Annotated in this window: 22 protein-coding genes; 12 read left to right on the plus strand and 10 right to left on the minus strand. The window is 59.6% G+C overall.

The features are described from left to right. Positions 1-152: 152 nt before the first annotated feature. Positions 153-1067, plus strand: coding sequence for a LysR family transcriptional regulator (locus L904_RS10425; RefSeq protein WP_020808596.1), 915 nt, complete (start codon positions 153-155; stop codon positions 1065-1067). Between the two features lie 88 nt (positions 1068-1155). Further along, complete coding sequence (locus tag L904_RS10430; protein WP_020808597.1) at positions 1156-1908, plus strand: FadR/GntR family transcriptional regulator; 753 nt, start codon at positions 1156-1158, stop codon at positions 1906-1908. 55 nt (positions 1909-1963) lie between these two features. Here L904_RS10430 and L904_RS10435 read toward each other — a convergent pair whose 3' ends face one another. Next, positions 1964-2761, minus strand: a complete 798-nt coding sequence (locus L904_RS10435) for a hypothetical protein (protein WP_020808598.1) — start codon at positions 2759-2761, stop codon at positions 1964-1966. A gap of 10 nt (positions 2762-2771) precedes the next feature. Then, positions 2772-4559 carry a heparinase II/III family protein gene (locus tag L904_RS10440; RefSeq protein ID WP_031233359.1) on the minus strand — a complete coding sequence of 596 codons (1788 nt, stop codon included), beginning with the start codon at positions 4557-4559 and terminating at the stop codon, positions 2772-2774. A 247-nt stretch (positions 4560-4806) separates the two neighbouring features. Between L904_RS10440 and L904_RS10445 the strand changes: the two genes are divergently transcribed. From L904_RS10445 to L904_RS10485, 9 genes are all read left to right on the plus strand, one after another. Beyond that, complete coding sequence (locus tag L904_RS10445) at positions 4807-5736, plus strand: carbohydrate ABC transporter permease (RefSeq protein ID WP_371259430.1); 930 nt, start codon at positions 4807-4809, stop codon at positions 5734-5736. Positions 5737-5739: 3 nt separating this feature from the next. Next, positions 5740-6576, plus strand: coding sequence for a carbohydrate ABC transporter permease (locus tag L904_RS10450; RefSeq protein WP_003519646.1), 837 nt, complete (start codon positions 5740-5742; stop codon positions 6574-6576). Between the two features lie 4 nt (positions 6577-6580). Continuing rightward, the gene (locus L904_RS10455) at positions 6581-7753 is read left to right on the plus strand and encodes a glycoside hydrolase family 88 protein (RefSeq protein ID WP_035264868.1); all 1173 of its coding nucleotides are present in this window, start codon (positions 6581-6583) and stop codon (positions 7751-7753) included. Positions 7754-7766: 13 nt separating this feature from the next. Next, positions 7767-8876 (plus strand): ABC transporter ATP-binding protein, encoded by a 1110-nt coding sequence (locus tag L904_RS10460; RefSeq protein WP_035264870.1) that lies wholly within the window; start codon positions 7767-7769, stop codon positions 8874-8876. A gap of 19 nt (positions 8877-8895) precedes the next feature. Continuing rightward, positions 8896-9600: a DUF624 domain-containing protein gene (locus L904_RS10465; RefSeq protein ID WP_035264875.1), complete on the plus strand. Its 705-nt coding sequence runs from the start codon at positions 8896-8898 to the stop codon at positions 9598-9600. A gap of 48 nt (positions 9601-9648) precedes the next feature. Further along, on the plus strand, positions 9649-10929 hold the full coding sequence (locus L904_RS10470) for an ABC transporter substrate-binding protein (RefSeq protein WP_035264876.1): 1281 nt from the start codon (positions 9649-9651) through the stop codon (positions 10927-10929). 69 nt (positions 10930-10998) lie between these two features. Continuing rightward, positions 10999-12864, plus strand: coding sequence for a DUF2264 domain-containing protein (locus L904_RS10475; RefSeq protein WP_035264878.1), 1866 nt, complete (start codon positions 10999-11001; stop codon positions 12862-12864). Positions 12865-12869: 5 nt separating this feature from the next. Further along, entirely contained in the window at positions 12870-14537 is a 1668-nt protein-coding gene (locus L904_RS10480; RefSeq protein ID WP_035264880.1) for an acyltransferase, read from the plus strand. A 50-nt stretch (positions 14538-14587) separates the two neighbouring features. Beyond that, entirely contained in the window at positions 14588-15733 is a 1146-nt protein-coding gene (locus L904_RS10485) for an alpha-hydroxy acid oxidase (protein WP_003519654.1), read from the plus strand. A 39-nt stretch (positions 15734-15772) separates the two neighbouring features. Here the strand turns inward: L904_RS10485 and L904_RS10490 are convergent, their stop codons facing one another. Beyond that, positions 15773-16117: a hypothetical protein gene (locus tag L904_RS10490; protein ID WP_003519655.1), complete on the minus strand. Its 345-nt coding sequence runs from the start codon at positions 16115-16117 to the stop codon at positions 15773-15775. A gap of 235 nt (positions 16118-16352) precedes the next feature. Between L904_RS10490 and L904_RS10495 the strand changes: the two genes are divergently transcribed. Then, complete coding sequence (locus tag L904_RS10495) at positions 16353-17294, plus strand: bifunctional helix-turn-helix transcriptional regulator/GNAT family N-acetyltransferase (protein ID WP_035265017.1); 942 nt, start codon at positions 16353-16355, stop codon at positions 17292-17294. A 73-nt stretch (positions 17295-17367) separates the two neighbouring features. Here the strand turns inward: L904_RS10495 and L904_RS10500 are convergent, their stop codons facing one another. The 7 genes from L904_RS10500 to L904_RS10530 form a co-directional block, all read right to left on the minus strand. Continuing rightward, positions 17368-18399 (minus strand): L-idonate 5-dehydrogenase, encoded by a 1032-nt coding sequence (locus tag L904_RS10500; protein ID WP_035264882.1) that lies wholly within the window; start codon positions 18397-18399, stop codon positions 17368-17370. A gap of 65 nt (positions 18400-18464) precedes the next feature. Then, positions 18465-19139 carry a 4-carboxy-4-hydroxy-2-oxoadipate aldolase/oxaloacetate decarboxylase gene (locus L904_RS10505; RefSeq protein WP_003519667.1) on the minus strand — a complete coding sequence of 225 codons (675 nt, stop codon included), beginning with the start codon at positions 19137-19139 and terminating at the stop codon, positions 18465-18467. An 89-nt stretch (positions 19140-19228) separates the two neighbouring features. Continuing rightward, complete coding sequence (locus L904_RS10510; protein WP_035264884.1) at positions 19229-20065, minus strand: ABC transporter substrate-binding protein; 837 nt, start codon at positions 20063-20065, stop codon at positions 19229-19231. Positions 20066-20096: 31 nt separating this feature from the next. Next, positions 20097-20861, minus strand: coding sequence for an amino acid ABC transporter ATP-binding protein (locus tag L904_RS10515; protein WP_035264886.1), 765 nt, complete (start codon positions 20859-20861; stop codon positions 20097-20099). Next, positions 20858-21619, minus strand: coding sequence for an amino acid ABC transporter permease (locus L904_RS10520; RefSeq protein WP_035225052.1), 762 nt, complete (start codon positions 21617-21619; stop codon positions 20858-20860). Before L904_RS10520 ends, L904_RS10515 begins: the two co-directional genes overlap by 4 nt. After that, positions 21616-22323 (minus strand): amino acid ABC transporter permease, encoded by a 708-nt coding sequence (locus L904_RS10525; RefSeq protein WP_003519671.1) that lies wholly within the window; start codon positions 22321-22323, stop codon positions 21616-21618. Before L904_RS10525 ends, L904_RS10520 begins: the two co-directional genes overlap by 4 nt. Further along, positions 22320-23120 carry an SDR family oxidoreductase gene (locus L904_RS10530; RefSeq protein WP_035264888.1) on the minus strand — a complete coding sequence of 267 codons (801 nt, stop codon included), beginning with the start codon at positions 23118-23120 and terminating at the stop codon, positions 22320-22322. The genes L904_RS10525 and L904_RS10530 overlap by 4 nt, the downstream gene beginning before the upstream one ends. Positions 23121-23224: the final 104 nt, after the last annotated feature.

The following is a 23224-nucleotide window of genomic DNA, read 5'->3' on the forward strand; positions in this document are numbered from 1 at the left end:
GCGCGTTTCCAGCTCGCTGGCCACGGCATTTTCCTCCCAGTTTGAAATCGATGAGCGCACCTCCTGCGCTGATCAACCCTTTTCCTCCTGGACGCCGTTGACCTCAATCGACAGAAAATTATATAATTTTTTGATATAATAAGGAGAACGCCATGGAACTCGGCCAGTTGCGATGCTTCGTCTGCGTTGCGGAAGAATTGCATTTCGGACGGGCCGCACAAAAGCTAGATATGTTGCCGGCCTCTCTCGGCCGGCACATCAGGCTGCTTGAGGACGCGCTCGGCACCAAGCTCGTCCTGCGAACCACGCGCAATGTTGGCTTGACCACGGATGGCGCGATGCTTTTGCCGGAAGCGCGGCAGCTCGTGGAAAAGGCCGATGCACTGGTGGCGCGCTTTCGCGCCTCCGGCGGCGAGGGTGAAAAAGTCGTCCGGATCGGAGCCATCGACAGCGCTGCCGCCGGGCTTCTGCCCATGCTGCTGCACGATCTGCGCGTTCTCCATCCCTCAATCGCCACCCAGCTGATCGAGGACAAGACGATACGCCTCATTCCGCGCCTGCTTTCCGGCAGGATAGACCTAGCCTTCATCCGTCCGCCTGATATCATCGACCGCCATATCAAGACGCAGAGGCTGTTTCACGAAACGGCGGTTGTCGCCGTCTCCGTCAATCATCGGCTGGCGAAACGGGAAAGCCTGTGCATCAGGGAACTTGCGGACGAACCGCTGATTGTCCCGGAACGCCGGTCGAGGCCGCACAGCCATGATCTGACGATCAAGCTTTTCACCGAAGCGGGGCTTCAGGCGCGTATCGCCCAGCTGGCGGATGAGAAACAGACCATCGTCAATCTGGTGGCGGCGGAAATAGGCATCGCGATCGTTCCCCAATGGACCTCGCGGCTGGCAGTCAGCGGCGTCTGCTTCATTCCCCTGACGGTCGAACCCGGAACCATGATCAGCAAATTGCCGCTTTCGGTCGCCTGGTTGAAGAATGCGCGCGATCCGGCACGAGACGCCATCATGGAGGTGCTCAACGCCAATCTTGCAAGATATGAAACATTTGCATGAAAGTGGGTAAAATTGGTATGATCATTGAGTTTTATTGAAATTCATCATACATATTTGACAGGCTTCACGCCTGCCTCGATTTCAATGCATGGTGACCGACGTGCCTGAACAGCAAAAACAGCGCAGCAAATCCTCCGGTTCTCTGGTCAGCAGAGTTAGCCTCAGCCTGAGAAATGCGATTGCCTCCGGGCAATATGGACCCGGTGACCGCCTGCCCAGCGAAATCGAGATGACGGAAACCCATGGCGTCAGCCGCACCGTGGTGCGCGAGGCGGTGACGGCGCTACGCTGCGACGGGCTGGTGGAGGTGCGTCAGGGGGCGGGCATTTTCGTGCTGAAGCGTGAAAAGGACGCGTCGCCCACACCCGGTATCGACCGCGCCCGGCTCTCTTCCGATCTGGAGGTGCTGGAAATCAGAACGCCGCTCGAAATCGAAGCGGCGGGGCTCGCCGCCCTTCGTCGTTCGCCATCGCAGGAGGAAGCGATTTTCGACTGTCACGCCCGGCTTCTGCAATGTATCGAGGAGAACCGCTCCATTCGCGAGGCGGATCTGGCGCTGCATCTGGCCATTGCGGCCGCCACCAACAATCCGCTTTTCACCCAGTTCCTCGAGCTGCACGGTCAGGCCGTGATTCCACAATCGCGCGTGGTTTCCGAAACCGGCGAGAACGACCAGACAGCTTACCGGCGATTGATCCACAAGGAACATGAAGCCATCGTCATCGCCATATCGGACCGGAACGAACAGGCCGCGAAGCTGGCGATGCAGGCGCATCTGCGCGGCAGCCAGCACCGCTACCGCGACATGATGCGCGATCTGCGCGGCATCGCGCACAGCTAAAGGGTTTTCAGTAAAACCGGGTCGTAGCTCTGTGCCCGAAAGGGGCGATCAGGAGCTACGGCGCTTCCCGCAGATCCGCTCCCCAGACCTCGATCTGCGTCAGCGCGGGAAAAGGCGAAGGATCGTCGGCTTTTTTTAGATCATGCAGACGAATCCATTCCACCTGGCGCGGTGCGACCGGGAAACTCTGGGCAGCTCCGGTTTTTTGCAGGGAAAAGCTTGCGCTTTCGCCGTCGGAAAAAGTGACGCTCGCTTTTTCCCACCAGGCATCATGGGGAAAGTCCGCCCGCAGGTAAAAAGTCAGCTGGTCGATGAGGACCGTGCGGCCGAATACGAGGGTCAGCGAAGCTTCGGGATCGCGGTTGATGCCCCAGCTTGTATAGGGCCAGAAGCCGTGGCCCGCGCTCGCCTTTTCACCATCGATGACATTGCGGGCTGCGAAGGCCGCCTCCCCCCGCGTTTCCGTGCTCGCATAAACGTGCGGAAACAGCGAGGTGTTTTCATGATCGTCAAACGGGTTGAGGGCCAGATTCCTGCGAACCCCGATTTCACCGGCAAGTGTGCGGCGCGCGGCGATCCGGTGAAGGTTCCCGCTGAAAGCCTGCGGCGGATAGGACTTGCGTTTCGCCGCGGAAGGAATGGGCAGGATGAATTCGTTTCCGTGCAGGAAAACCAGCGTCGGCGGCATGCCGGCGTCGAGCGCAAGCCAGATATGACCGGGCTGCGAAACCTCGACGACAAGCCCGTCGCCCTCGCAATATTCTGCGCGATAGACGAGCAAAGCTTCGTCCTCCGCTCCGGCCTCCGCCAGAACATCACCCGCCGCATTGACGACCTTGAGTGTAAGTTTCATCGGCACTTCCTTAACTGATCGTCAGGCACAGACGCTGGGCTGCGATGGGGATGAGAATGCGATAGATCACCGGTGGCCAGGACTGGCGAAGGCGGGCATCGTTGATTGTTATGGCTTCGATGGCGGGTTCTCCTGCACCTTCGCAGGCTATCTCTCCCAGCCCCGCAAAGATCAGCCGACCCGGCGTGACGACGGGCTTCTCGGCAGCCATCAGCGACAGAACCGCCTCCTGCCCGCCCTGATAGTCGTCAAGGACTTCCACATGGCTGCCACGCAGCAGCCGGACACGGCGGCGATAGTGCTCAACACGCGCCACTGCGGGATAGGCCCCGGCTATATCGAAAGAGACTTCCGCCTGCTCTTCAGAGAATTCGGTCACAAAATCTCTCGCCGTAAACTCTGCCCCGGCGGCCTGCATGACGCCGCCGAAAGTCGGCAGATTGTGAAAGGCCGATTGCATCGTCCAGATGTCGTAGCGTTGCGGCGAGAAGGTTTTTGCGGTGTAGGTTTCCACCCCGACATCGATGATGAACGGCCTGCCGTTCTTATAAAGCGTGAAACTGCCGACATCATTGTGGTTGTGGCTCTCGCCATTATTGCCCGCCTTCACGGCAAGATCGAAGACCCCGTCGCGGGCAATCGCCAGACCGATGCCGGGATAGGCGATGTCGGTCTTTGCCGGTTCCGCAGGAATAAGCGCGGATAATTCCGGGATGGCAAGCACTGCCTGGACCCGATACCAGAGGTTCCACTCCTTGCACATCAGCCGGTCCGGTGAGCGGTTCCAGCAGCTAGCAGCGAAAGCCTGAAGCCGTGGCGAAGAAACGGCCTTGCCGAAAAGATATTCCCGCACGCCGGATGTCTCGACCTTCGCCGGCGCATCGGCGAAGTTGAAAAACCGGTCTTCCGCCACGTGCATGTTGAGAATGAATTCGGCCATGCTGCGCAGCTTCGGCGCATGAAAGAGCGGCGCCATGGAGCCGGGCGCGGAGGCTTCGAGAATGCTCATCGCCCCGAACAGGCAAAGTGCCGCGTGGCCATAATAAAGAACGCCCTCTTCGCAGGCGCCGTCTTCCGCATAATCCTTCTGAAACGCATCGAGGCTCTTGAGCGCCTTTTCCACGACCGTACGCCTCGTCGACTGGTCGGTGGGCAATAGCAGGGTCGAGAGAAGGACGTTCTGGGTGATCCAGGCCGTCCAGTTGTTCATCCGCTCGTCGCCATTCCCCATCCACCAGAAATGCCGGGCGAGATAGGGCCTCGTAATGCGTCTGTCGATCTCGGCGCGGACGCGGGAAACGAGGTTTGCATTTGCCCTTTCCAGTTCCGGTGCCAGCAAATGCAGGCACAAAGCGAGATTGGCGCCCGTTTCGGCAGCGAACAGGTCGATCACCGGGTTTTGCGGATCGGGCAGAGGATCTCGTGGGCCGCCGCGAATATGGGAATTATGGGCGGGCAATTGCCAGCCGCTCTCCTCGCATATCAGCCAAAGACCATCGATGATGGCATCGAGAAAGCGGCCCTGCCCCTCGGCGCATTCTCCAAGAACCAGCGCGTTCAACTTCAGTCGCCGGGAAAAATAAAGTGCCTCGAAACGATCGCGATTGCCAGTGCGGCTATATTCCCGGTAGTCGCCCGCCAGAATGACAGACCAAGGCTCGTCAAGCGTCTCTTCCGCCGCCTCGATGAGACTACGGGAAACCGCGCCCGGTGCTGAAGACCGTATTTTCTGCGCCGTCAGTTCCGCGCCGAAATCGGCGAACCGTTCTGGCAGAAGCCGCATCATTTCGACAAACACGCCCTCAAACCTCCCGCGCGTTCCGCAATCCGATATGGGCCTCCTATCATACGTATTTTTGAAAAACCAGAAAATTTGTCTGACTTTATGCAAAGTTGTTTGACCAATATCGATATTGTGTTATCCAGAGCGCGGGAGGCGGCAGGGCGAAGACCCGGACCGCAATGGAAAATGCAGGCAGCCGGCACCGATGAAACAGTGAAACGGCGGCAATGGGAGATATGCTGTGGCAATCGCAACCGCGACCATGTCCGACAAGCAGGCGACTCCGTATCGCAGGAAAAAACTCCGCATCGTCTCCAAACGGCGGCGCGGAATAGAAAATGCGCTCGTCGCCTATTCCTTCATTGCCCCCAATTTTCTCGGCTTTGCGATTTTTACGCTCGGACCGATCCTCTTTGCCTTTGCGCTGGCCTTCATGCATTGGGATGGCTCCAATGCCATGCGTTTCGCCGGTCTCGATAATTTCTGGCGGCTTTTCGAGGACAGGGCCTTCATCGCGGCCTTCTGGAACACGGTCATCTACACCGTCGCGTCGGTGCCGGCCACGCTCGCCTGCGCACTCGGCCTTGCGATCCTGCTCAACCAGAAAATCCGCGGCCGCAATTTCTTCCGCACGGCCATGTTCTTTCCCTATGTCGCATCGCTGGTCGCCGTGGCCGTCGTCTGGAACATGATTTTCAATCCGGAGATGGGTCCGGTCAACATGCTGCTCTATACGCTCGGCCTCGATCCCGCCGACATGCCGGGATGGGCGGCGGACCGGCACTGGGCCATGGTCACGGTCATTCTCTTCGGCGTGTGGAAGAGCATGGGTTATTACATGGTCATCTATCTCGCCGGGCTGCAGGGCATCAATTCGGAGCTTTATGAAGCCGCGGGGCTGGATGGCGCCAATGCCTGGCAGAAATTCATCCACGTCACCCTGCCGCAGCTTGCGCCGACGACCTTCTTCGTCACCGTCATGCTGACGATCCAGTCCTTCAAGGTTTTCGATCAGGTCTATATGATCACGCAGGGCGGTCCCGGTACCTCAACGCTGGTTCTCGTCTATCACATCTACAATGAGGCCTTCATCTCCTGGGATCTCGGCTATTCCAGCATGATCGCCCTCGTCCTGTTCTTCCTCGTCCTGATGGTCACCATCGTTCAGTTCAAACGGCAGCGGGAGGATTGATCCATGCGCATCATGGGCCGCAAAATCCCCGCCGCCACGATCGGCATCTATCTGACGGTCATCGTCGTCACCATCGTCATGCTTCTGCCCTTCGCATGGATGCTGTCGGCATCGCTGAAACTCAGCCGCGACGTCTTCGCGTTCCCGATCGAATGGATCCCCTCTCAGCCGCGCTGGGAGAACTATGTGGAAATCTGGACTAAAATCCCGCTGGCGCTATTCATCTACAACACGTCGAAGCTGACGATCATCGTCACATTGCTGCAATTGCTGACCTCAAGCTTTGCGGCCTACGCCTTCGCCAAGCTGCATTTTCCCTACAAGAACACGCTGTTTCTCGGCTATATCGCCACCATTGCCATGCCCTGGCAGGTCTATATGGTGCCGCAGTTTCTGTTGATGCGCGAATTCGGGCTCAACAACACCCATCTCGCCCTGATTTTCCTGCAGGCCTTTACCGCCTTCGGCGTTTTCCTGATGCGGCAATTCTACATGTCGATCCCGAATGAGCTCTGCGAGGCGGCGCGCATCGACGGCATGAATGAATACCAGATCTGGGCGAAGATCATGCTGCCGCTTTCCAAACCCGCGCTTTCCACCTTGACGATATTCACCTTCGTCACGACCTGGAACGACTTCATGGGTCCGATGATCTATCTCACCAAGACCGAGCTGAAGACCATCCAGATCGGCCTGCGCATGTTCATTTCGCAATATTCGGCGGAATACGGATTGATCATGGCCGCCTCGGTCGTGGCGCTTGTCCCGGTTCTCGTCGTTTTCCTGGCGTTGCAGCGCTTCTTTGTCGAAGGCGTCGCCTCCACCGGCCTCAAGGGTTGATTTCATGCTCGATTTGACCACGTCCCTCCCAACCGCGATCACAGACGCCGAAATCGATGCTGCGCTGGCTGTGGCCGTCGCGCAGGTCAGGCGCAACCTGCCGCAATTTACCTATGCGGCGCAGAACCATTCGAGCGTGAAGAACTTTTACCCGGCAGTCGCCAACGACCAATGGACCGCCGGTTTCTGGCCCGGCCAGATATGGCTCGCCTTCGAGCACACCGGCGACAGGACCTTCCAACACGCGGCGCAAATTCAGGTGCAGAGTTTCCTGCACCGTATCGAAAACCGCATCGAGACCGACCACCACGATATGGGCTTTCTCTACTCGCCCTCCTGCATCGCCGCATGGAAACTGGTGGGCGATGAGGATGGCCGGCGCGCGGCGCTGATGGCGGCGGACCAGTTGATGGAGCGGTTCCAGCCGGTCGGGCAATTCATCCAGGCCTGGGGCCGCAGGGATAATCCCAACGAATATCGCTATATCATCGACTGCCTTTTGAACCTGCCGCTGCTTTATTGGGCGAGCCGCGAAACCGGCCGGGAAGACTACCGCACCGTGGCGCTTGCCCATGCCCGCACCACGCTTGCCCATTCCGTCCGGCCGGACGATTCCACCTATCATACATTTTACATGGACCCGGAGACCGGCGCGCCGGTGCGCGGCGTCACAAAACAGGGTTACAGCGATGAGAGCTACTGGGCCCGCGGACAGGCCTGGGGCATTGCCGGCATGGCCATTTCCTATCGATATGAGCGCCTGCCCGCCTATCGCGACACCTTCGAGCGGCTTCTCGCCTTCTATCTCAAACGCCTGCCCGACGATCTCGTACCCTATTGGGACCTGATTTTTGCGGATGGCGATGGCGAACCGCGCGACAGCTCGGCGGCGGCCATCGTCGCCTGTGGCCTCCTGGAAATGGCGGAGCTGGAGACGCCGGAAAAGGCCGCGGAATATCGCGATCTGGCAAGGCGCATGGTGAAAAGCCTCGCCGATATCTATTCGGTTCGCGATCCCGCGATCTCCAACGGGCAGCTTCTGCACGGCACCTATTCCAAGAAGACGCCCCATAATACCTGCCGGGGCGAAGGCGTCGATGAGTGTGTCTCCTGGGGCGATTATTATTATCTGGAAGCGCTGATCCGGCTTTCGCGCAACTGGTCTTCCTATTGGTGAGCGCGAGGAACAGATGGCTAGCATTTCCCTGAAAAAACTCAACAAGACCTTCGGCGCGCTCAAGGTCGTTCACGATATCGATCTGGATATTGCCGACAAGGAATTCATCATTCTGGTCGGCCCTTCCGGATGCGGAAAATCCACGACGCTCAGGATGATCGCCGGGCTGGAGGAAATCTCCGGCGGCGAGTTGCGCATCGGCGAGGACGTGATGAACGATGTGCCCTCGAAGGATCGCGACATCGCCATGGTGTTCCAGAACTATGCGCTTTATCCGCACATGACGGTCTACAAGAACATGGCCTTCGGTCTGGAACTCCGAAAGGCGCCGCGCGATCTCATCGACACCAAGGTCAAGGATGCGGCGAAAATTCTCGACATCACCCATCTCTTGAACCGCAAGCCGAAAGCGCTCTCCGGCGGCCAGCGCCAGCGTGTCGCGCTCGGCCGGGCCATGGTGCGCAACCCGGAAGTCTTCCTGCTCGATGAGCCGCTTTCCAATCTCGACGCCAAGCTGCGCGGCACCATGCGTTCGGAAATCTCCAAGCTCCACAAGCGGCTGGACGCCACCTTCATATACGTCACCCACGATCAGGTGGAAGCCATGACCATGGCGGACCGCATCGTGGTGATGAAGGACGGGCATATCCAGCAGGTGGATACGCCGCAAAATCTTTACGACCGGCCGATCAACATGTTCGTCGCGGGTTTCATCGGCGCGCCGCAGATGAACATGCTGCCAGTCACGCTGCGCCGCGACGGCGACCGCTTCACCGCCCTGTTCGACGGCAATCCGCTGCCTCTGCCGGCGGGCATCGATACCGCACGCCTGCTCCCCCATGAAGGAAAGGACATCGTTCTCGGTATCCGTCCGGAAAACTTCCACGAATTCGCCCCGGCGGATATCGAGGCCGCCAATGTCGCACCCTTTCGGGCGACGGTGGAACTGGCGGAGCCGATGGGATCGGAAGTGCATCTCAACCTCGTCTCCGGCGGCAGAAACCTCGTCGCACGCGTCTCACCGCGTTTCAGGGCGAAGATCGGCGATCCCGTCGAACTGGTGGCCGATCTGACGAATGCGCAGCTTTTCGATCCCGCCACCGAGCGATCGATCCTTTATTGAGGCGACGGGGAGAAACGCGATGCAATGGCTGGAAGGGTTATGGACAAAGGAAGGGGCCGGGATCGACAAGAACGCCCCGCCGCTGACCGGCCTTGCCCTGTTCCTCGATATCATCAAGCGCGAATGGTGGGAGATGGTAAAGCTCAACCTCCTCTTCATCATCGCCAGCCTGCCGGTAGTGACGATGCCGGCGGCGATGCTGGCCATGGCCCGCATCTCTGTTTCCTTCGCAAATGACGAGAATACCTATCTGCTGCGCGACTTTCTCGAGGCCTTGCGGAAATTCGCTGTGCGCGGCACCGCGCTTGTGGTTTTAAGCGCCCTGCTGGTGAGCGCCGGTGCTTATGCGACTGTCAGCTATGCCGGGGCCGCCCGGCTTCAGCTCGTCTATAGCCTGCCTTTTGCGATCAGCCTGGCGGTCACGCTGTTTCTCATCCTCCTCAGCGCCTATGCCAGCGTTGTTCTGGCCAAGCGGGACCTGCGGCTTTCGGAAACCCTGCGGCAGGCGGCGTTTCTGGCGCTTACCAGGCCATTGCCGATGCTTGCGGCGCTCGGCTTCGTCGCAGCGCTCTGGCTAGCGCATATCCTATTTTATCCGGTGTCGGTGTTCATGCCGGCCACCATCAATTTTTCGCTCGGCATGTTCGCCTTCTGTTTCGCAGCGAGAAACGCCGCCGCAAAAACACGCGCACGGATGCCCGAACCGGCAGGGAGCGGCGCCTAAGACAGACCGAAATCAAAACGACATCAGTCAGGGAAGGAGAAACGGGCTATGGAGTTTAAGACAACCAGACGTGCATTCGCTCTCGCAACCGCCGGTCTCGGCATTGCCATGGGCATGGGAGGAACGGCGTTCGCTGCGGGCGATGCGCCCGTCACGCTAAAATGGGCGCTGTGGGACCTGGACAAGGGCGCTTATTTCAAGCCCTTGATGGAGGCCTACAAGCAGAAGCATCCGAATGTGACGTTCGAGGTGGTCGACCTCGGCTCACAGGATTATACGCAGATGATATCCACGCAGCTCACGGGTGGCTCCAAGGATATCGATGTCGTCACCATCAAGGATGTGCCCGGCTACGCCAATCTGGTGCGCGCCGGCAACATCACCGATCTCAGCGGCTTCATCAAAGACCAGAAGATCGAGACGGCCCCCTATGGCGGCCTGATCGAGGAGCTGACCATCGACGGCAAGATTTACGCCCTGCCGTTCCGCTCGGATTTCTGGGTGGTCTATTACAACAAGGATATTTTCGACAAGGCCGGCGTGCCTTACCCCACCAACGACATGAGCTGGGCGCAGTTCGATGAAATCGCCGGCAAGCTGAAGGGCGGCATGGGCGCCAACCGCACCTATGGCGCACTGCTGCACACCTGGCGTTCGACGGTGCAGCTGCCCGGTATTCAGGATGGCAAGCACACGCTGGTGGACGGCAATTATGAATTCCTGAAACCCTGGTATGAGCGTGCGCTTGCCCTGCAGAAAAGCGGCGCGATACCGTCCTACGCCTCGCTGAAAACCTCGAACACCCATTACTCCGCTCTGTTCTTCAACGGAACGATCGGCATGCTGCCCATGGGAACATGGTTTGTCGGCACCCAGATCGCCAAGGTGAAATCCGGCGAGTCGAAAAGCGTCAATTGGGGCATCGTGAAATTCCCCCATCCGGATGGGGTGGCGGCCGGCGCGACAGCCGCGCAGATTGCCGGATTATCGGTCAATGCCAATTCCGGCCACAAGGAAGCCGCGCTGGACTTCATACACTTCGTTACCGGACCTGAGGGTGCGGCGATCATCGCCTCCACCGGCACTTTCCCTGCGCTCAGAACCGATGATGTGGCCGAGAAGATCGCAGCGCTGCCGGGCTTCCCGCAGGACAAAAACAGCAAGGACGCGCTGCAGGCGGGCAAGGCCTATCTGGAAATGGCGGTCAACCCGAATGCAGCTAAGATCGAAGTCGTTCTGAACCGCGTGCATGACGCGCTGATGACCGACAATATTTCCATCGATGACGGCATCAAGGACATGAATGACGGCGTCAATGCCATCAAATAATTGCCACAGGGCCGCGGGCGATGAGCCTGCGGCCCTTTCCTAGATCATGAATTCCGGACATTCGTAACCGTGCCTCACGAGACCGCCACAGCCAATCCGCTCTTTCACAATCCGCTTCTCGGCAGGGACGATCTCGCAAAGGCGGTGATCGATCTCTTCAACCCGCTGCTTGCTTGTTTTTCACCGGGCGGCGCGCGGGTGCGGCTCGGAGCAACGGGGGCGATTTTCGATTTTCCTGCGGCGGAACTGGAAGGTTTTGCCCGGCCATTATGGGGCATCGTTCCGCTTGCCGCCGGCGGTTATGACTTTCCCCACTGGGATCTCTACAGACGTGGACTGGCCAATGGCGCCAACCCCGCCCACCCCGAATATTGGGGCGACACGGCTGATCGGCACCAGCGGCTGGTCGAACTGGCGGCGATAGGATTTGCGCTCGCCATGGTTCCCGAACATATCTGGGAGCCGCTTGCCGAAACGGACAGGCAGGCTGTCGCCGCCTATCTTCTGGCCGCCCGCGAGCGGGAATTCGTCGACAATAACTGGAAATTCTTCCGTGTTCTGATCGATCTCGGGCTGGAGCGGGTCGGCGTGGAATTCGACCGGACCAAGACCCAAACCTATCTCGATGAACTCGAGGCTTTCGATATCGGCAACGGCTGGTATCGCGACGGGCCGGTGCGCCGGGTCGACCATTATATTCCCTTCGCCATGCATTTTTACGGCCTGATCTATACGGTGCTGGCGAAAGGTGATGACAAGCGAAAAACACGCTTGCTCGAACGCTCGCGCATTTTCACCCGTGACATACGCCACTGGTTCGGGTCCGACGGGGCATCGCTCGCCTTCGGGCGCAGCCAGACCTACCGTTTTGCGGCGGGCGGTTTCTGGGGCGCTCTTGCCTTTTCCGGTCTGGAAGCGCTGCCGTGGCCGGAGATCAAGGGTTATTACATGCGCCATATCCGCTGGTGGTCGAAGCGGCCTATCGCGGACCGCGACGGCGTCCTGTCGGTCGGATATGCCTATCCAAACCTTCTGATGAGCGAGAGCTATAATTCTCCCTGCTCGCCCTATTGGGCGCTTAAATTTTTCCTGCCGCTGGCGCTGCCCGCCGATCACCCGTTCTGGACTGCGGAAGAGGCCGAACCGCAGGAATTTGCCGAACCGGTTCCCCTCGCGGAGCCGGGCATGGTGGCCTTTCATACGCCGGGCAATATCGTGGTCCTGTCCTCCGGGCAGCAGCACGACAGGATGCGTGGCGCACAGGAAAAATATTCGAAGTTCGTCTATTCCACCCGTTATGCCTTCAATGTCGAGGCGGATGACCGGCATTTCGCCGCCGCGAGTTTCGATGGCATGCTCGGCCTTTCCGACGACGGCGTGCACTTCCGCACCCGCGAGACGATGGAAGAGGCGTTGATCGCCGGGGATTGCCTCTACTCCCGCTGGCGGCCATGGGCGGATGTCGAGATCGAGACCTGGCTCGTACCGCAAAACCCCTGGCACATAAGGCTGCACCGCATCCGCACCCCGCGCCCCTTGCAAACATCGGAAGGCGGATTCGCCATAGAACGCGCCGATTTCAACCGCGACCGCACCGAGGCGAGTGAAGGTCGCGCTGTCTGTTACGGACAGACTGACACCAGCCTCATCGTCGATCTTTCGGCTGGCATTCAGCGCGAAGGCGTGTGCCATCAGGCAATCGCCAATACCAACCTCATTCACGCCAGAACCCTTGTTCCGCAATTGCGCGGCACCATCGCCTCCGGGGAAACGCTGCTCGTGACGGCGGCCATGGCACTGCCAACCGGCAAAGAAGCAGAGGCAGCATTGGCTGCCCTCCCCGAAAGTCCCGATCTCCCGAGGCTGGAAGAGATGTTCAAACGGGAGGGGCGGCGCGTTCCCGCCTATGCTCTCGATGAAAACCGCGCAGGCTGACGGAGATGACCGACGACACACCGGGTGTTTCCCAGAGACCGGATCGACTGAACATCCTGACCTGGGAGCGGAAGCAGGAGGATATCGACAGCCCCGACCATCAGGCGCGGTTACGCGGCCTTGAGCGCTCTGCCAACACCGTTTTCGGGCAGGGCGCCTACATCGCCGCCAGGGCCGAGGTGCATACGGATAGACTCCTTATGGGTGCGCAGTCCTGGATCGCCGGTTACGCAATCGTGCGCGGCGATATCGAACTCGGCGAAAATGTCTCGATCAACCCCTATGCCTGCCTTTCCGGTAAGGTGAAAATCGGCAATGGCGTACGCATCGCCTCACATGTCAGCATCGTCGGCTTCAACCATGGCTTCGACGACATTGAAACTCCGATCTATCGCCAACCGCTGACCTCGCTCGGGATAGAGATCGGTGACGACGTCTGGATCGGCGCCAATGCGGTTGTGCTGGATGGCGTGAAGATAGGGCGCGGCGCAATTATTGCCGCAGGCGCGGTGGTGGCGAAGGACATTCCCGCCATGGCCATTGCAGGTGGCGTTCCCGCCCGGGTTCTGCGATATCGCGGAGAAAAAGCGGCCGCGCCGAAGCTGATGGAGCCCGATGGCCTGCTGCAAGAACTCGGTAAGGAGATTGCCGACGACTGGCTTGCCGCCATCCGCTCCTATGGCGAGGATGGCATCTATCGTTCCGCCGATGCATCCGGACGTGAGGTCGAAAGCGTCAGGCATCTGTGCGATGCCATCGAGATCGCAGCAGCCTTCGGACAGGAAAAGATCGCTTTCGATGCCGGAAAAACTGTGGCCAATCTTCAGGCCCTGCAGGATCAGGAAACGGGGCTGTTTCTTAACCGTCACCACCGCCCCTCGACGCCTCCCGAGAAGGACCCTGCCGTCCTCTATACTATTCTGGCTGTCGGATATGCGCTTGAATGTTTCAGCGCCGCGCCGAAACAGCCGATCGCTTTCGTGGAGCGTCTGCGCGCCGACGAACTCATCCTCCTGCTGGAAGAGTTGCCGTGGCAAAGCCGTGCATGGCACTGCGGCGCCACCATAGACGCCATCGCCACAGCGCTTTATTTCAACAGGCGCTATTTCACATCCGGCGACAACCTCACCGTTCTCTTCGGCTGGCTGGCGATGAATGTGGATAAAACCACCGGGCTTTGGGGTGAGCCGACTGCCGCGCAGGGCCTGCTGCAACCGGTCAACGGCTTTTACCGGCTTACCCGCGGCTCTTACGCACAATTCGGCCTGCCCGTTCCCTATCCGGAAGCAGCAATAGACTCCGTTATCGCCAACTATCGTGCCTATGGCGGTTTCCATGGCGAAGATTTTAATGCCTGCAACCTGCTCGATACGATCCATCCGCTTCTTCTGTGCCTGAAACAGACGGATCACCGGCAGGACGAGGCGAAGGAAATCGCCCGCGAAATTCTGCGCCGAAATGAGGGGCGCTGGCAAAGAAACAGGGGCTTTGCCTTCGCCGAGGGGCATCCGGCCGGGTTGCAGGGCACGGAAATGTGGATGTCGGTTCTCTGGCTTTCAGCGAAGCTTCTCGGTGCGGAACATCTCCTGCCGTTCCAACCTCGCGGCATCCATCGCTTCGAGCCTGCGGAAATCGTCCGTGGCCTGATTGCCCGCTCTAAATCTCCGGTATAGGTTTCCGACACTCTTTTGAAAGCTTTCAAACCGGACCGGTCGAGTAAAAGATGCAACTCAAAGACTGCTATAATTTCCACGATTTTCGCCGCATGGCCAAACAGCGTCTGCCCGGACCGATCTTCAATTATATAGACGGCGCCGCCGATGACGAGGTGACGTATCGGCGAAACACGGCCGCCTTCGAAAAATGCGATCTCGTTCCCGATGTGTTGCGGGGCGTGGCCGATGTGGATATGTCGGTCACCGTCATGGGGCAGAAGCTGTCCATGCCGGTCTATTGTTCGCCGACGGCGCTGCAACGCCTCTTCCACCATCAGGGGGAACGGGCGGTTGCGGCAGCGGCGGGGAAATACGGCACGATGTTCGGCGTATCCTCGCTCGGCACCACGAGCCTTGAAGAAGCGCGCCGGATCAGCGGCGGCCCGCAGGTCTATCAGTTCTATTTCCACAAGGACCGCGGCCTCAACCGCGATATGATGGCGCGCGCCAAGAGCGCCGGTGTCGAGACGATGATGCTGACGGTGGACAGTATTACCGGTGGCAACCGCGAACGCGACAAGCGCACCGGCTTTGCCATTCCGTTCAAGCTCAATCTTTCCGGCATCGCGCAATTCGCCATCAAGCCGGCCTGGGGCATCAATTACCTGACGCATGAGCGCTTCAGCCTGCCGCAGCTCGACGACCACATTAAAATGGACGGCGGCGCTCTTTCCATCAGCCGCTATTTCACCGACATGCTCGACCCTTCGATGAACTGGGACGACGTGGCGCAGATGGTGCGCGAATGGGGCGGGCCGTTCTGCCTAAAAGGCATCATGTCGGTGGACGACGCCAGACGCGCCGTGGAGATCGGCTGCAGCGGCATCGTGCTTTCCAATCACGGCGGGCGCCAGCTCGATGGCTCCCGCAGCGCCTTCGATCAGCTGGCCGAGATCGTCGATGCGGTCGGCGACCGGATCGATGTGATGATGGATGGCGGCGTGCAGCGCGGCACCCATGTTCTGAAAGCACTGTCCCTCGGTGCAAAAGCCGTGGGGCTCGGCCGCTATTACCTTTTCCCCCTGGCTGCTGCCGGGCAACCGGGCGTCGAACGGGCGCTCGAGCTGATGCGCATCGAAATCGAGCGCGGCATGAAGCTGATGGGCTGCACCTCCGTCGATCAGCTCACACGCCGGAACCTTCGGTTCCGTTGAACAGGCGGGATGTTAGAGAAAAACTGGGGCGGAGCGCGGTCACAACCGACTACTGAAACCGCATGCCGTTTCAGTCGCGTTTCGCCGCTGTTCCTGAAGCGCCATGCCGATGTTCCAGACGAGCGCCAGGCAAACAAGTCCGCAAAAACAGGCTGAAATCAGCGAGCGATGGCGCTTGGCTCCGGAGAGAAACATCCAGCCGATAATTGCATAGGCCGCAAGCGCCGGCACCGCGGCAATCAGAACGGATATGGGGCCATCGCAATCGACGGCCTCGACGCCGATGGCGCGATACTCGTTGGGGGTTGCCACCAGGCCGAGAACGGCCACGGGAAACATGGCCGCTAAAACCGCGTAACGGAAAAATCGGGGCGTGTCGGGCATGCCTGCTCCATAGCCGGATAATCAACTGCCGCAAACGGCGCAGGTAAAGTCGCGCCGCGCGATCTCAGCGAATATCCATCTTGCCGATAATATCGGTTTAGCCGCCATTGTCGGCGACCGGAAGAGCAGATTGCCCGCTTTTGCCGAGAAAACCAACCTTTTACATCGGGAGCAATCTTGGCAAGTCAAGCGGAATATGGTTATGGTTGCATGATGCAACCATAATGGATTGAACGTGCCCCAACAGCCCTTCCCCATAAACGATATCCGTTCCACCTCCCGCCGGCTCGTCCGCGAACTCGGCTTCATGGGGGGAGACTTTGCCGGCACCGATCTGCCGCCCTCGGCCGTGCATGCCCTGATCGAGATCGAGGCGCGCCCCGACATCACGGCGCGGGATCTGGGAAAACTTCTGCGGCTTGAAAAATCGAGTGTCAGCCGCATGTTGCGCAAGCTCGTCCTCTCGGGCGATGTTTGCGAAGAAACGGATGAAGGGGACAGCCGTATCAAGCGGCTGCGTCTTACGGGTCAGGGACAAGAACAAGTGGGCGCCATTCATGGCTTCGCGAACCGGCAAGTTTCCGGCGCCCTGACGCAGCTTACGTCGGCGGATGCCGACACGATCCTCCAGGGGCTTCGTCTTTACGCCGATGCGCTGGGAGACAGGACCGATGCCGTTACTCCCTCCATAGAGATCCTGGAGGGATACAGGCCGGGCATCATTGCCCGGATCACACAGATGCATGCGCTCTACTACGCCCGGACATCCGGCTTCGGCCAACGCTTCGAATCCGTTGTCGCCGAAGGCCTCGCCGCTTTTTGCAATCGGCTCGAAAGCCCGAAGAATGCGATCTGGGTCGCAATGCGCGGACAGGAGATCATCGGCTCCGTCGCTATCGATGGCGAAGATCTCGGAGCGGATATTGCGCATCTGCGCTGGTTCATCGTTGATGACGGGGTGCGCGGTGGCGGTGTCGGACGCAGGCTGCTGGAAACCGCACTGGCATTCGTCGATCAAAAAGGCTTTGCCGAAACCCATCTCTGGACATTCAACGGCCTCTTGGCCGCACGGCACCTTTATGAAGCCCATGGTTTCGCATGCGTCGAGGAACATCCGGGCAGCCAGTGGGGAAGCGAGGTTCTGGAACAGCGCTTTGTCCGGCCAAGGCCCGAATGATCTTTCAACCACATATAAACGGCCGCAATCGGAATCTTCCTGCGGCCGTTTCGAAATCAGATATCGGCACCCGTTAAAAGGCGAGTTGAACCTTCATCGACCTGCTTCGGTCGCCGGCGGCTTCGAATGCCGCAACTGCCTCTTCTAGCGGAAAGGTTCCAGTCAGCAGGGGCTTCAGGTCGACACGGCGCTGGTTGATGAAATCGACGGCAAGTCCGAATTCCTCATGGAACCGGAAGGTGCCCTTCATCTCGATTTCCTTGGCAACCACCATATTCTGCGGAATGGACACATCGCCGCCAAGACCGAGCTGAACCACGGTGGAACGCGGTTTCAGTGCTTCGAGACCCGAACGGACGGCTCTTTCATTTCCGGACGCCTCGAATTGCACATCGAAATAACCCTTGTTTGCCGAATAGGCAGAGAGCGCATCGGCCTCGCTGGCGACGTTGATGACACGGTCGGCTCCGATGGCGAGCGCCTTTTGCAGAACCGCATCCATGACATCGGTTGCGACGATTTCCCGGGCGCCATGGGCGCGGGCGGCGATGATGGCAAGCGCGCCGATCGGCCCACAGCCGGTGACCAGAACGCGTTTGTCGGTCAAGGCACCGGCGCGGTTGACGCCATGCAGCGTTACCGCGAAGGGTTCGGCCATGGCAGCTTCATGAATGGAGATGCCATCCCGCACCTTGTGGCACTGATAGGCCTCGGCGACGAGACGCTGACGAAACGCGCCCTGAATATGCGGCATGGGCATGGCGGAGCCATAAAAACGCATGTTCAGGCACTGGTTCTGCTGGCCCTTCAGGCAGAATTCGCAATGGTTGCAGGGCCGGCTCGGCGATACGGCAACGCGGTCGCCAACGGCGAGGCCGGAGACACCCTCTCCCAAAGCCTTGATGGTGCCGGCCACCTCATGGCCGAGGATCATCGGCTCCCGCACGCGCACGGTGCCGAAGCCGCCATGATTGTAATAATGCAGATCGGAGCCGCAGATGCCACCCGCTTCGATGGCGACATCAACCTGCCCCGGGCCGGGCTGCTCGGTCTCCCGTTCCTCGATCCGCAGATCCTTCGCCGCGTGGATGACAACCGCTTTCATAGTCTCTCCTCCCATGAGGGTTCGGCGTGGCGGCAATTGCCGCCACGCCCTTTCCCTAGATTTTCTCAGATATCGACCACGAGGCCCTTGGCTTTCAGAACCGGCTCGAGCTTGCTGACCTCGATCACCGACTTGCCCTGCTTGTAGGCTTCGATGTATCCGGCCTCGGCGTCTTCGCGGGCCTGCGAAAGCTTGGCCGCTTCCTGCGCTTCCTCGCGCCTGACGACGACGAGACCGTCGGCGTCGCCGACGATGATATCGCCCGGATTGATGATCTCGCCGCCGACGATCACCTGATCGTTGACCGCAGCAATGGTCTCCTTGACCGTGCCCTTGATGCAAACGCTGAGCGAGAAGACCGGAAAGCCGAGGTCCCGCAGCTGCAGCGTGTCGCGCACGCCGGTATCCGTTACCAGGCCGCCGATGCCTTTTGCAAGGCAGGCATTGGCGAGCACGTCGCCGAAGGAGCCTGCTTCTTCATATTCGCCGGCGGAAACGACGATGATGTCACCCGGCTTGGCATAGTTGATGGCCAGCTGCAGCATGATGTTGTCACGCGGCGCGCATTTGACCGTGAAGGCCGGGCCGCAAAGCTTCATGCGATAATCGACCGGCTTCAGCCGCGAAGACAATGCGCCGCGGCGTCCCTGTGCCTCATGGATCGTGGCGGGAGAGAATTTGGCAAGGGCGTCGACATCCGCCTTGGCCGGACGCTGCGCGATATCTTTAATGTGGATCATGAAAACCTCCCACGTTGAAGCTGTCGGCGAGAGCGTCTCGCCGACCGATAGTGTTGAAGAGTTGGAAATTGCCGAGGCTGAGCCGAAGCTCAGGGGATCGGGTCGAACTTCAGTTCGGACAGAGGCACGACCTTGTCGGTGCGTGTCATCTTGTATTCGGTGTTCGGGCCAAGCCACTTGTCCCAGATGCGGTTGATTTCGCCATCCGCATCGAGCTTGCGCAGGATTTCGTTGATCTTCGCGGTCAGCGCCGGGTTGTCCTTGGCCATGCCGATGCCGATGGGCTGGAAGAGCATCGGCTCTTCGATCATGCGCATCTGCTTGCCCTTGGTCTTGGATTCATTGACGAACTTGGTCATCGTCATGGTGTTGCCGACAATGCCGCGCGCCTTGCCCTGCTGGACGGCGAGATAGGCGGATGCCGTATCCTGGAACGTCAGCGGCTCGGACTTGTTGAGCTTGACGGAAAGTTCCGATGTCGAGCCCTTGCTGGACGCGATGCGCTGGCCGACGAAGTCGGACTTTTTGGTGCCGGGGTCGTCAACCGGAACGATCAGCATTTCCTTAGCCAGGTAATATGGATCGCTGAACTGGATCTGTTCGGCGCGGCTCTGGGTGTAAGCGAGGTTGGCGACCGAGAGGTCGACGCGGCCGAGCTTGACTTCGGGAACGCGCGCTTCGACCGACACCGGCTTGACCTCCGCCTTGACGCCGAGTTCCTTGGCGATGGCGCCGCACAGATCGACGTCGAAGCCGGCCATTTCGCGGGTCTTCGGGTCCGGCGAGGCGAAAGGCGGCACATCGGCGAATGTCGCGCAACGCAGCGTCTTGTTGGCAATGATCGTGTCGAGCTGGTCGGCCTTGGCCGGAATGACCGCAGCCGAGGTTGCCAATATGGCGGTAAGAGTAATGCACTTCCAGTTCATTTCAGTTCTCCCGTTATTATAGAGGTTGGGTCTAGTGTCTCAGATCGGCAAGAAACCGCTGGGCACGCGGATGTTGCGGATTTTTGAAAAACTCGTCCGGTTTTGCGGTTTCGAGAATGCGCCCGGCATCGATGAACCAGATGCGGTCGGCCACTTCCCGGGCAAAGCCCATTTCATGGGTGACGCAGAGCATGGTCATGCCTTCGGCGGCGAGGCTCTTCATGACCGCGAGCACTTCGCCGACCATTTCCGGATCGAGCGCTGAGGTCGGCTCGTCGAACAGCATGACCGGCGGTTCCATGGCGAGCGCCCGCGCGATGGCGACGCGCTGCTGCTGACCGCCGGAAAGCTGGGCGGGATAGGAACCGGCCTTATCGGCAAGGCCGACGCGATCGAGAAGCTTCAGCGCCTTATCATGGGCGACGGCCGGAGAAACGCCCTTCACCCGGATCGGCGACATGGAGACATTCTCCACCACCGAAAGATGCGGGAAGAGGTTGAAGCTCTGGAAGACGAAGCCCACACGGCTGCGCAGCGCGTTCAGCTCCTTTGCGCGCATCTGGGCATGGATGTTCCTGCCATCCAGCATGATCGAACCGCTGCTGATCTCTTCCAGACGGTTGATCGTGCGGATGAGGGTGGACTTGCCGGAGCCCGACGGCCCGCAGATGACCACGACCTCGCCACGGGTGACGTTTTCGTTGACATCCTTGAGCACCTGATAGTCGCCATAGCTTTTGCAGACCTGCGAAAGCGTGATGGTGTAGTCCTGAGTGGCGGAAACTGGCGCGGTCATAGCTGCTCCGTAGCGATATTGGCGGGGGCCGGTGCCGTGTCTGCGGCAAGCTTGCCGCGCGGGCCGGCCCGGCGGCGGGCGATACGCCGCTCGAGAAGATTGGCGACATGGGTGAGCGACCAGCAGATGATGTAATAAACCAGCGCCAGAATGAGGAAGACCTGGAAGGGCTGGGTCAGAAGCTGGTTGTTCACCTGGTTTGCCGCAAAGGTCAGGTCCGGCACATTGATGACGTAACCGAGCGTCGTATCCTTGATGGTGGATACGAAAGTCGAGATCAGGCTCGGGATCATGTTGTAGAGCGCCTGCGGCAGGATGACATAACGCATTGCACCGAAATAACCGTGGCCGAGCGCGCGTGCCGCATCCATCTGCCCCGTGCCCAGCGATACGATGCCGGCGCGGACGACTTCGCTCATGAAAGCACCCTGATAGATGACGAGCGTGGTCAGCATCGTCACGAAGCTCGGCACATCGGCGCCGGTCCAGAGCGGAACGAGAAAATAGCTCCAGAGAATGAGCATCAGCAGCGGCACGCCACGGGTAAAATAGACCACCGCGGTCACCGGCCAGCGCAGGGCCCGCCATTTCGACAGCCGCGCCAGCGCCATCAGGATGCTGACGGGAAAGGCGAGCGCAATGCTGAGCGCCGACAGGATGAGCGTGTTGGCAAGGCCGCCGAGCGGGCCGTTAGGATATTGGCCGATCAGGAGCAGCAACCAGTAATCCTGGATGATTGCGATCATGTCGTGGATCATGCGCGTGCCCTCCTCAAAGGATCGGCACGCATGGAGATATAGGCTCCGAGACCCATGATCAGCAGCGAGAAGAACAGATAAAGCACGGTGGCGACCAGATAGACCTCAAACGTCCGGAAACTCAGATTTTCGACTTCCTTGACCGCATGGGTCAGTTCCGGTGCGCCGATCAGAACGCCGAGACTGCTGTTCTTGAAAAGCGAGGTGCTGTGGTTGATGAGCGGCGGCAGCGCGTTGCGAACGCCCTGCGGCATGATGACGAACCGCATGGCCGAGACATAGCTATGCCCGAGTGCACGCGCCGCCTCCATCTGGCCGGGATTGATCGAGCGAACGCCCGAACGCAGATCCTCGCTGAAATAGGCGGCCTGACAGAGACCGAGGCCGATAATGGCGAAGATCGCTTCCGCATTGTGGCTGGAAAGCCAGCTGGCCAACCCGCTCGGCAGCAGCGTGAAGACGCCGAAATACCAGAGCATCAGCTGCACCAGCGTCGGCACGTTGCGGTGATAGGACACATAGGCCGCCACCAGCGGATCGCCGAAGCGGAAGGGCGAGAGGCGGATGGCGAGAAGCACGATGGCGAGCGACATCGCGAGCAGCCATGAGCCGGCATAGATGATGAACGTCATCTGGATGCCATGCAAAAGCATCGAGACATAGTCCGCATTGTTCAAGATTGCGCCGAGGTCAAAACCGCTCACGCGACTTTTCCTCCGGCTCCGCCCGCCGCGACCTTTTCAGCCGGCCGATTTTCAACCGTTTGGGGCTTGGCCGTCTGCAACCCGCCCATGACCTGAAGCGTCGGGGTAATTTCCATGTGGCCGATATTCATGGCCACGGGTGCGGCGATGGCAAACGCAATCGCATCGGCGATATCGGAAGCCTGCGGCAATTCGAAACCATCGATGAAACGTTCGCGAATGCTCGGATCATCGCCGTGTACATGGTTGAAAATGTCGGTCGCGACACGGCCGGGGCAGATTTCCGTCACCCGCACGCGTTTACCGAAAGCATCGATACGCAGCTGGTTGGACAGCATCGCCACGCCGGCCTTGCTGGCGTGATAGGTGGAATTGCCGCCGAAATTATAATTGCCGGCAATGGAGGAGATGTTGATGACATGGCCGCGATCGCGCGCCACCATGCCCGGCACCACCATGCGGCACAGATGCAGCACGGCGCGCAGGTTCACGTCGATCAGGAGATCAATGTCACTCTCATCCGCTTCCAGAAACTTCTTCGGGCGGTCGACGCCGGCATTGTTCACGAGGACATCGAACGCAATCTCACTGGTGAGCTTTGCAAGCGCCGGCCGGTCCGTCACATCGATGGCATGGGCGAAACAGCCTGTGCGCTTCGCCAGCTTGTTGAGAGCGTCCGCGCTTCTGGCAACCGCATGCACTTCCAGCCCTTCGCGGCAAAGGCGCTCAACGACGGCGGCGCCAATTCCGGAAGATGCGCCGGTTACGAGTGCAGTCTTGTAGTCTGAGAATGGCATGTTTGTCCCCTATCGTTGAGCAAACATTAGTGAAGCTTTCATCGCTTGCCTAAGACCGATTTTTTTTGGAGTAATAAGCAACTTGTATGGATGGCGATTGCACC

The organism is Agrobacterium sp. LY4, assembly GCF_001526585.1.
Taxonomy (GTDB): Bacteria; Pseudomonadota; Alphaproteobacteria; order Rhizobiales; family Rhizobiaceae; genus Agrobacterium; species Agrobacterium leguminum.

Excerpts from the sequence above, each read along its gene's own strand:
- L904_RS10425 (WP_020808596.1), top strand. The coding sequence starts at position 153 with ATGGAACTCGGCCAGTTGCGATGCTTCGTCTGCGTTGCGGAAGAATTG.
- L904_RS10430 (WP_020808597.1), top strand. The coding sequence starts at position 1,156 with ATGGTGACCGACGTGCCTGAACAGCAAAAACAGCGCAGCAAATCCTCC.
- L904_RS10435 (WP_020808598.1), bottom strand. The coding sequence starts at position 2,761 with ATGAAACTTACACTCAAGGTCGTCAATGCGGCGGGTGATGTTCTGGCG.
- L904_RS10445 (WP_371259430.1), top strand. The coding sequence starts at position 4,807 with ATGTCCGACAAGCAGGCGACTCCGTATCGCAGGAAAAAACTCCGCATC.
- L904_RS10450 (WP_003519646.1), top strand. The coding sequence starts at position 5,740 with ATGCGCATCATGGGCCGCAAAATCCCCGCCGCCACGATCGGCATCTAT.
- L904_RS10455 (WP_035264868.1), top strand. The coding sequence starts at position 6,581 with ATGCTCGATTTGACCACGTCCCTCCCAACCGCGATCACAGACGCCGAA.
- L904_RS10460 (WP_035264870.1), top strand. The coding sequence starts at position 7,767 with ATGGCTAGCATTTCCCTGAAAAAACTCAACAAGACCTTCGGCGCGCTC.
- L904_RS10465 (WP_035264875.1), top strand. The coding sequence starts at position 8,896 with ATGCAATGGCTGGAAGGGTTATGGACAAAGGAAGGGGCCGGGATCGAC.
- L904_RS10470 (WP_035264876.1), top strand. The coding sequence starts at position 9,649 with ATGGAGTTTAAGACAACCAGACGTGCATTCGCTCTCGCAACCGCCGGT.
- L904_RS10480 (WP_035264880.1), top strand. The coding sequence starts at position 12,870 with ATGACCGACGACACACCGGGTGTTTCCCAGAGACCGGATCGACTGAAC.
- L904_RS10485 (WP_003519654.1), top strand. The coding sequence starts at position 14,588 with ATGCAACTCAAAGACTGCTATAATTTCCACGATTTTCGCCGCATGGCC.
- L904_RS10490 (WP_003519655.1), bottom strand. The coding sequence starts at position 16,117 with ATGCCCGACACGCCCCGATTTTTCCGTTACGCGGTTTTAGCGGCCATG.
- L904_RS10500 (WP_035264882.1), bottom strand. The coding sequence starts at position 18,399 with ATGAAAGCGGTTGTCATCCACGCGGCGAAGGATCTGCGGATCGAGGAA.
- L904_RS10505 (WP_003519667.1), bottom strand. The coding sequence starts at position 19,139 with ATGATCCACATTAAAGATATCGCGCAGCGTCCGGCCAAGGCGGATGTC.
- L904_RS10510 (WP_035264884.1), bottom strand. The coding sequence starts at position 20,065 with ATGAACTGGAAGTGCATTACTCTTACCGCCATATTGGCAACCTCGGCT.
- L904_RS10515 (WP_035264886.1), bottom strand. The coding sequence starts at position 20,861 with ATGACCGCGCCAGTTTCCGCCACTCAGGACTACACCATCACGCTTTCG.
- L904_RS10520 (WP_035225052.1), bottom strand. The coding sequence starts at position 21,619 with ATGATCCACGACATGATCGCAATCATCCAGGATTACTGGTTGCTGCTC.
- L904_RS10530 (WP_035264888.1), bottom strand. The coding sequence starts at position 23,120 with ATGCCATTCTCAGACTACAAGACTGCACTCGTAACCGGCGCATCTTCC.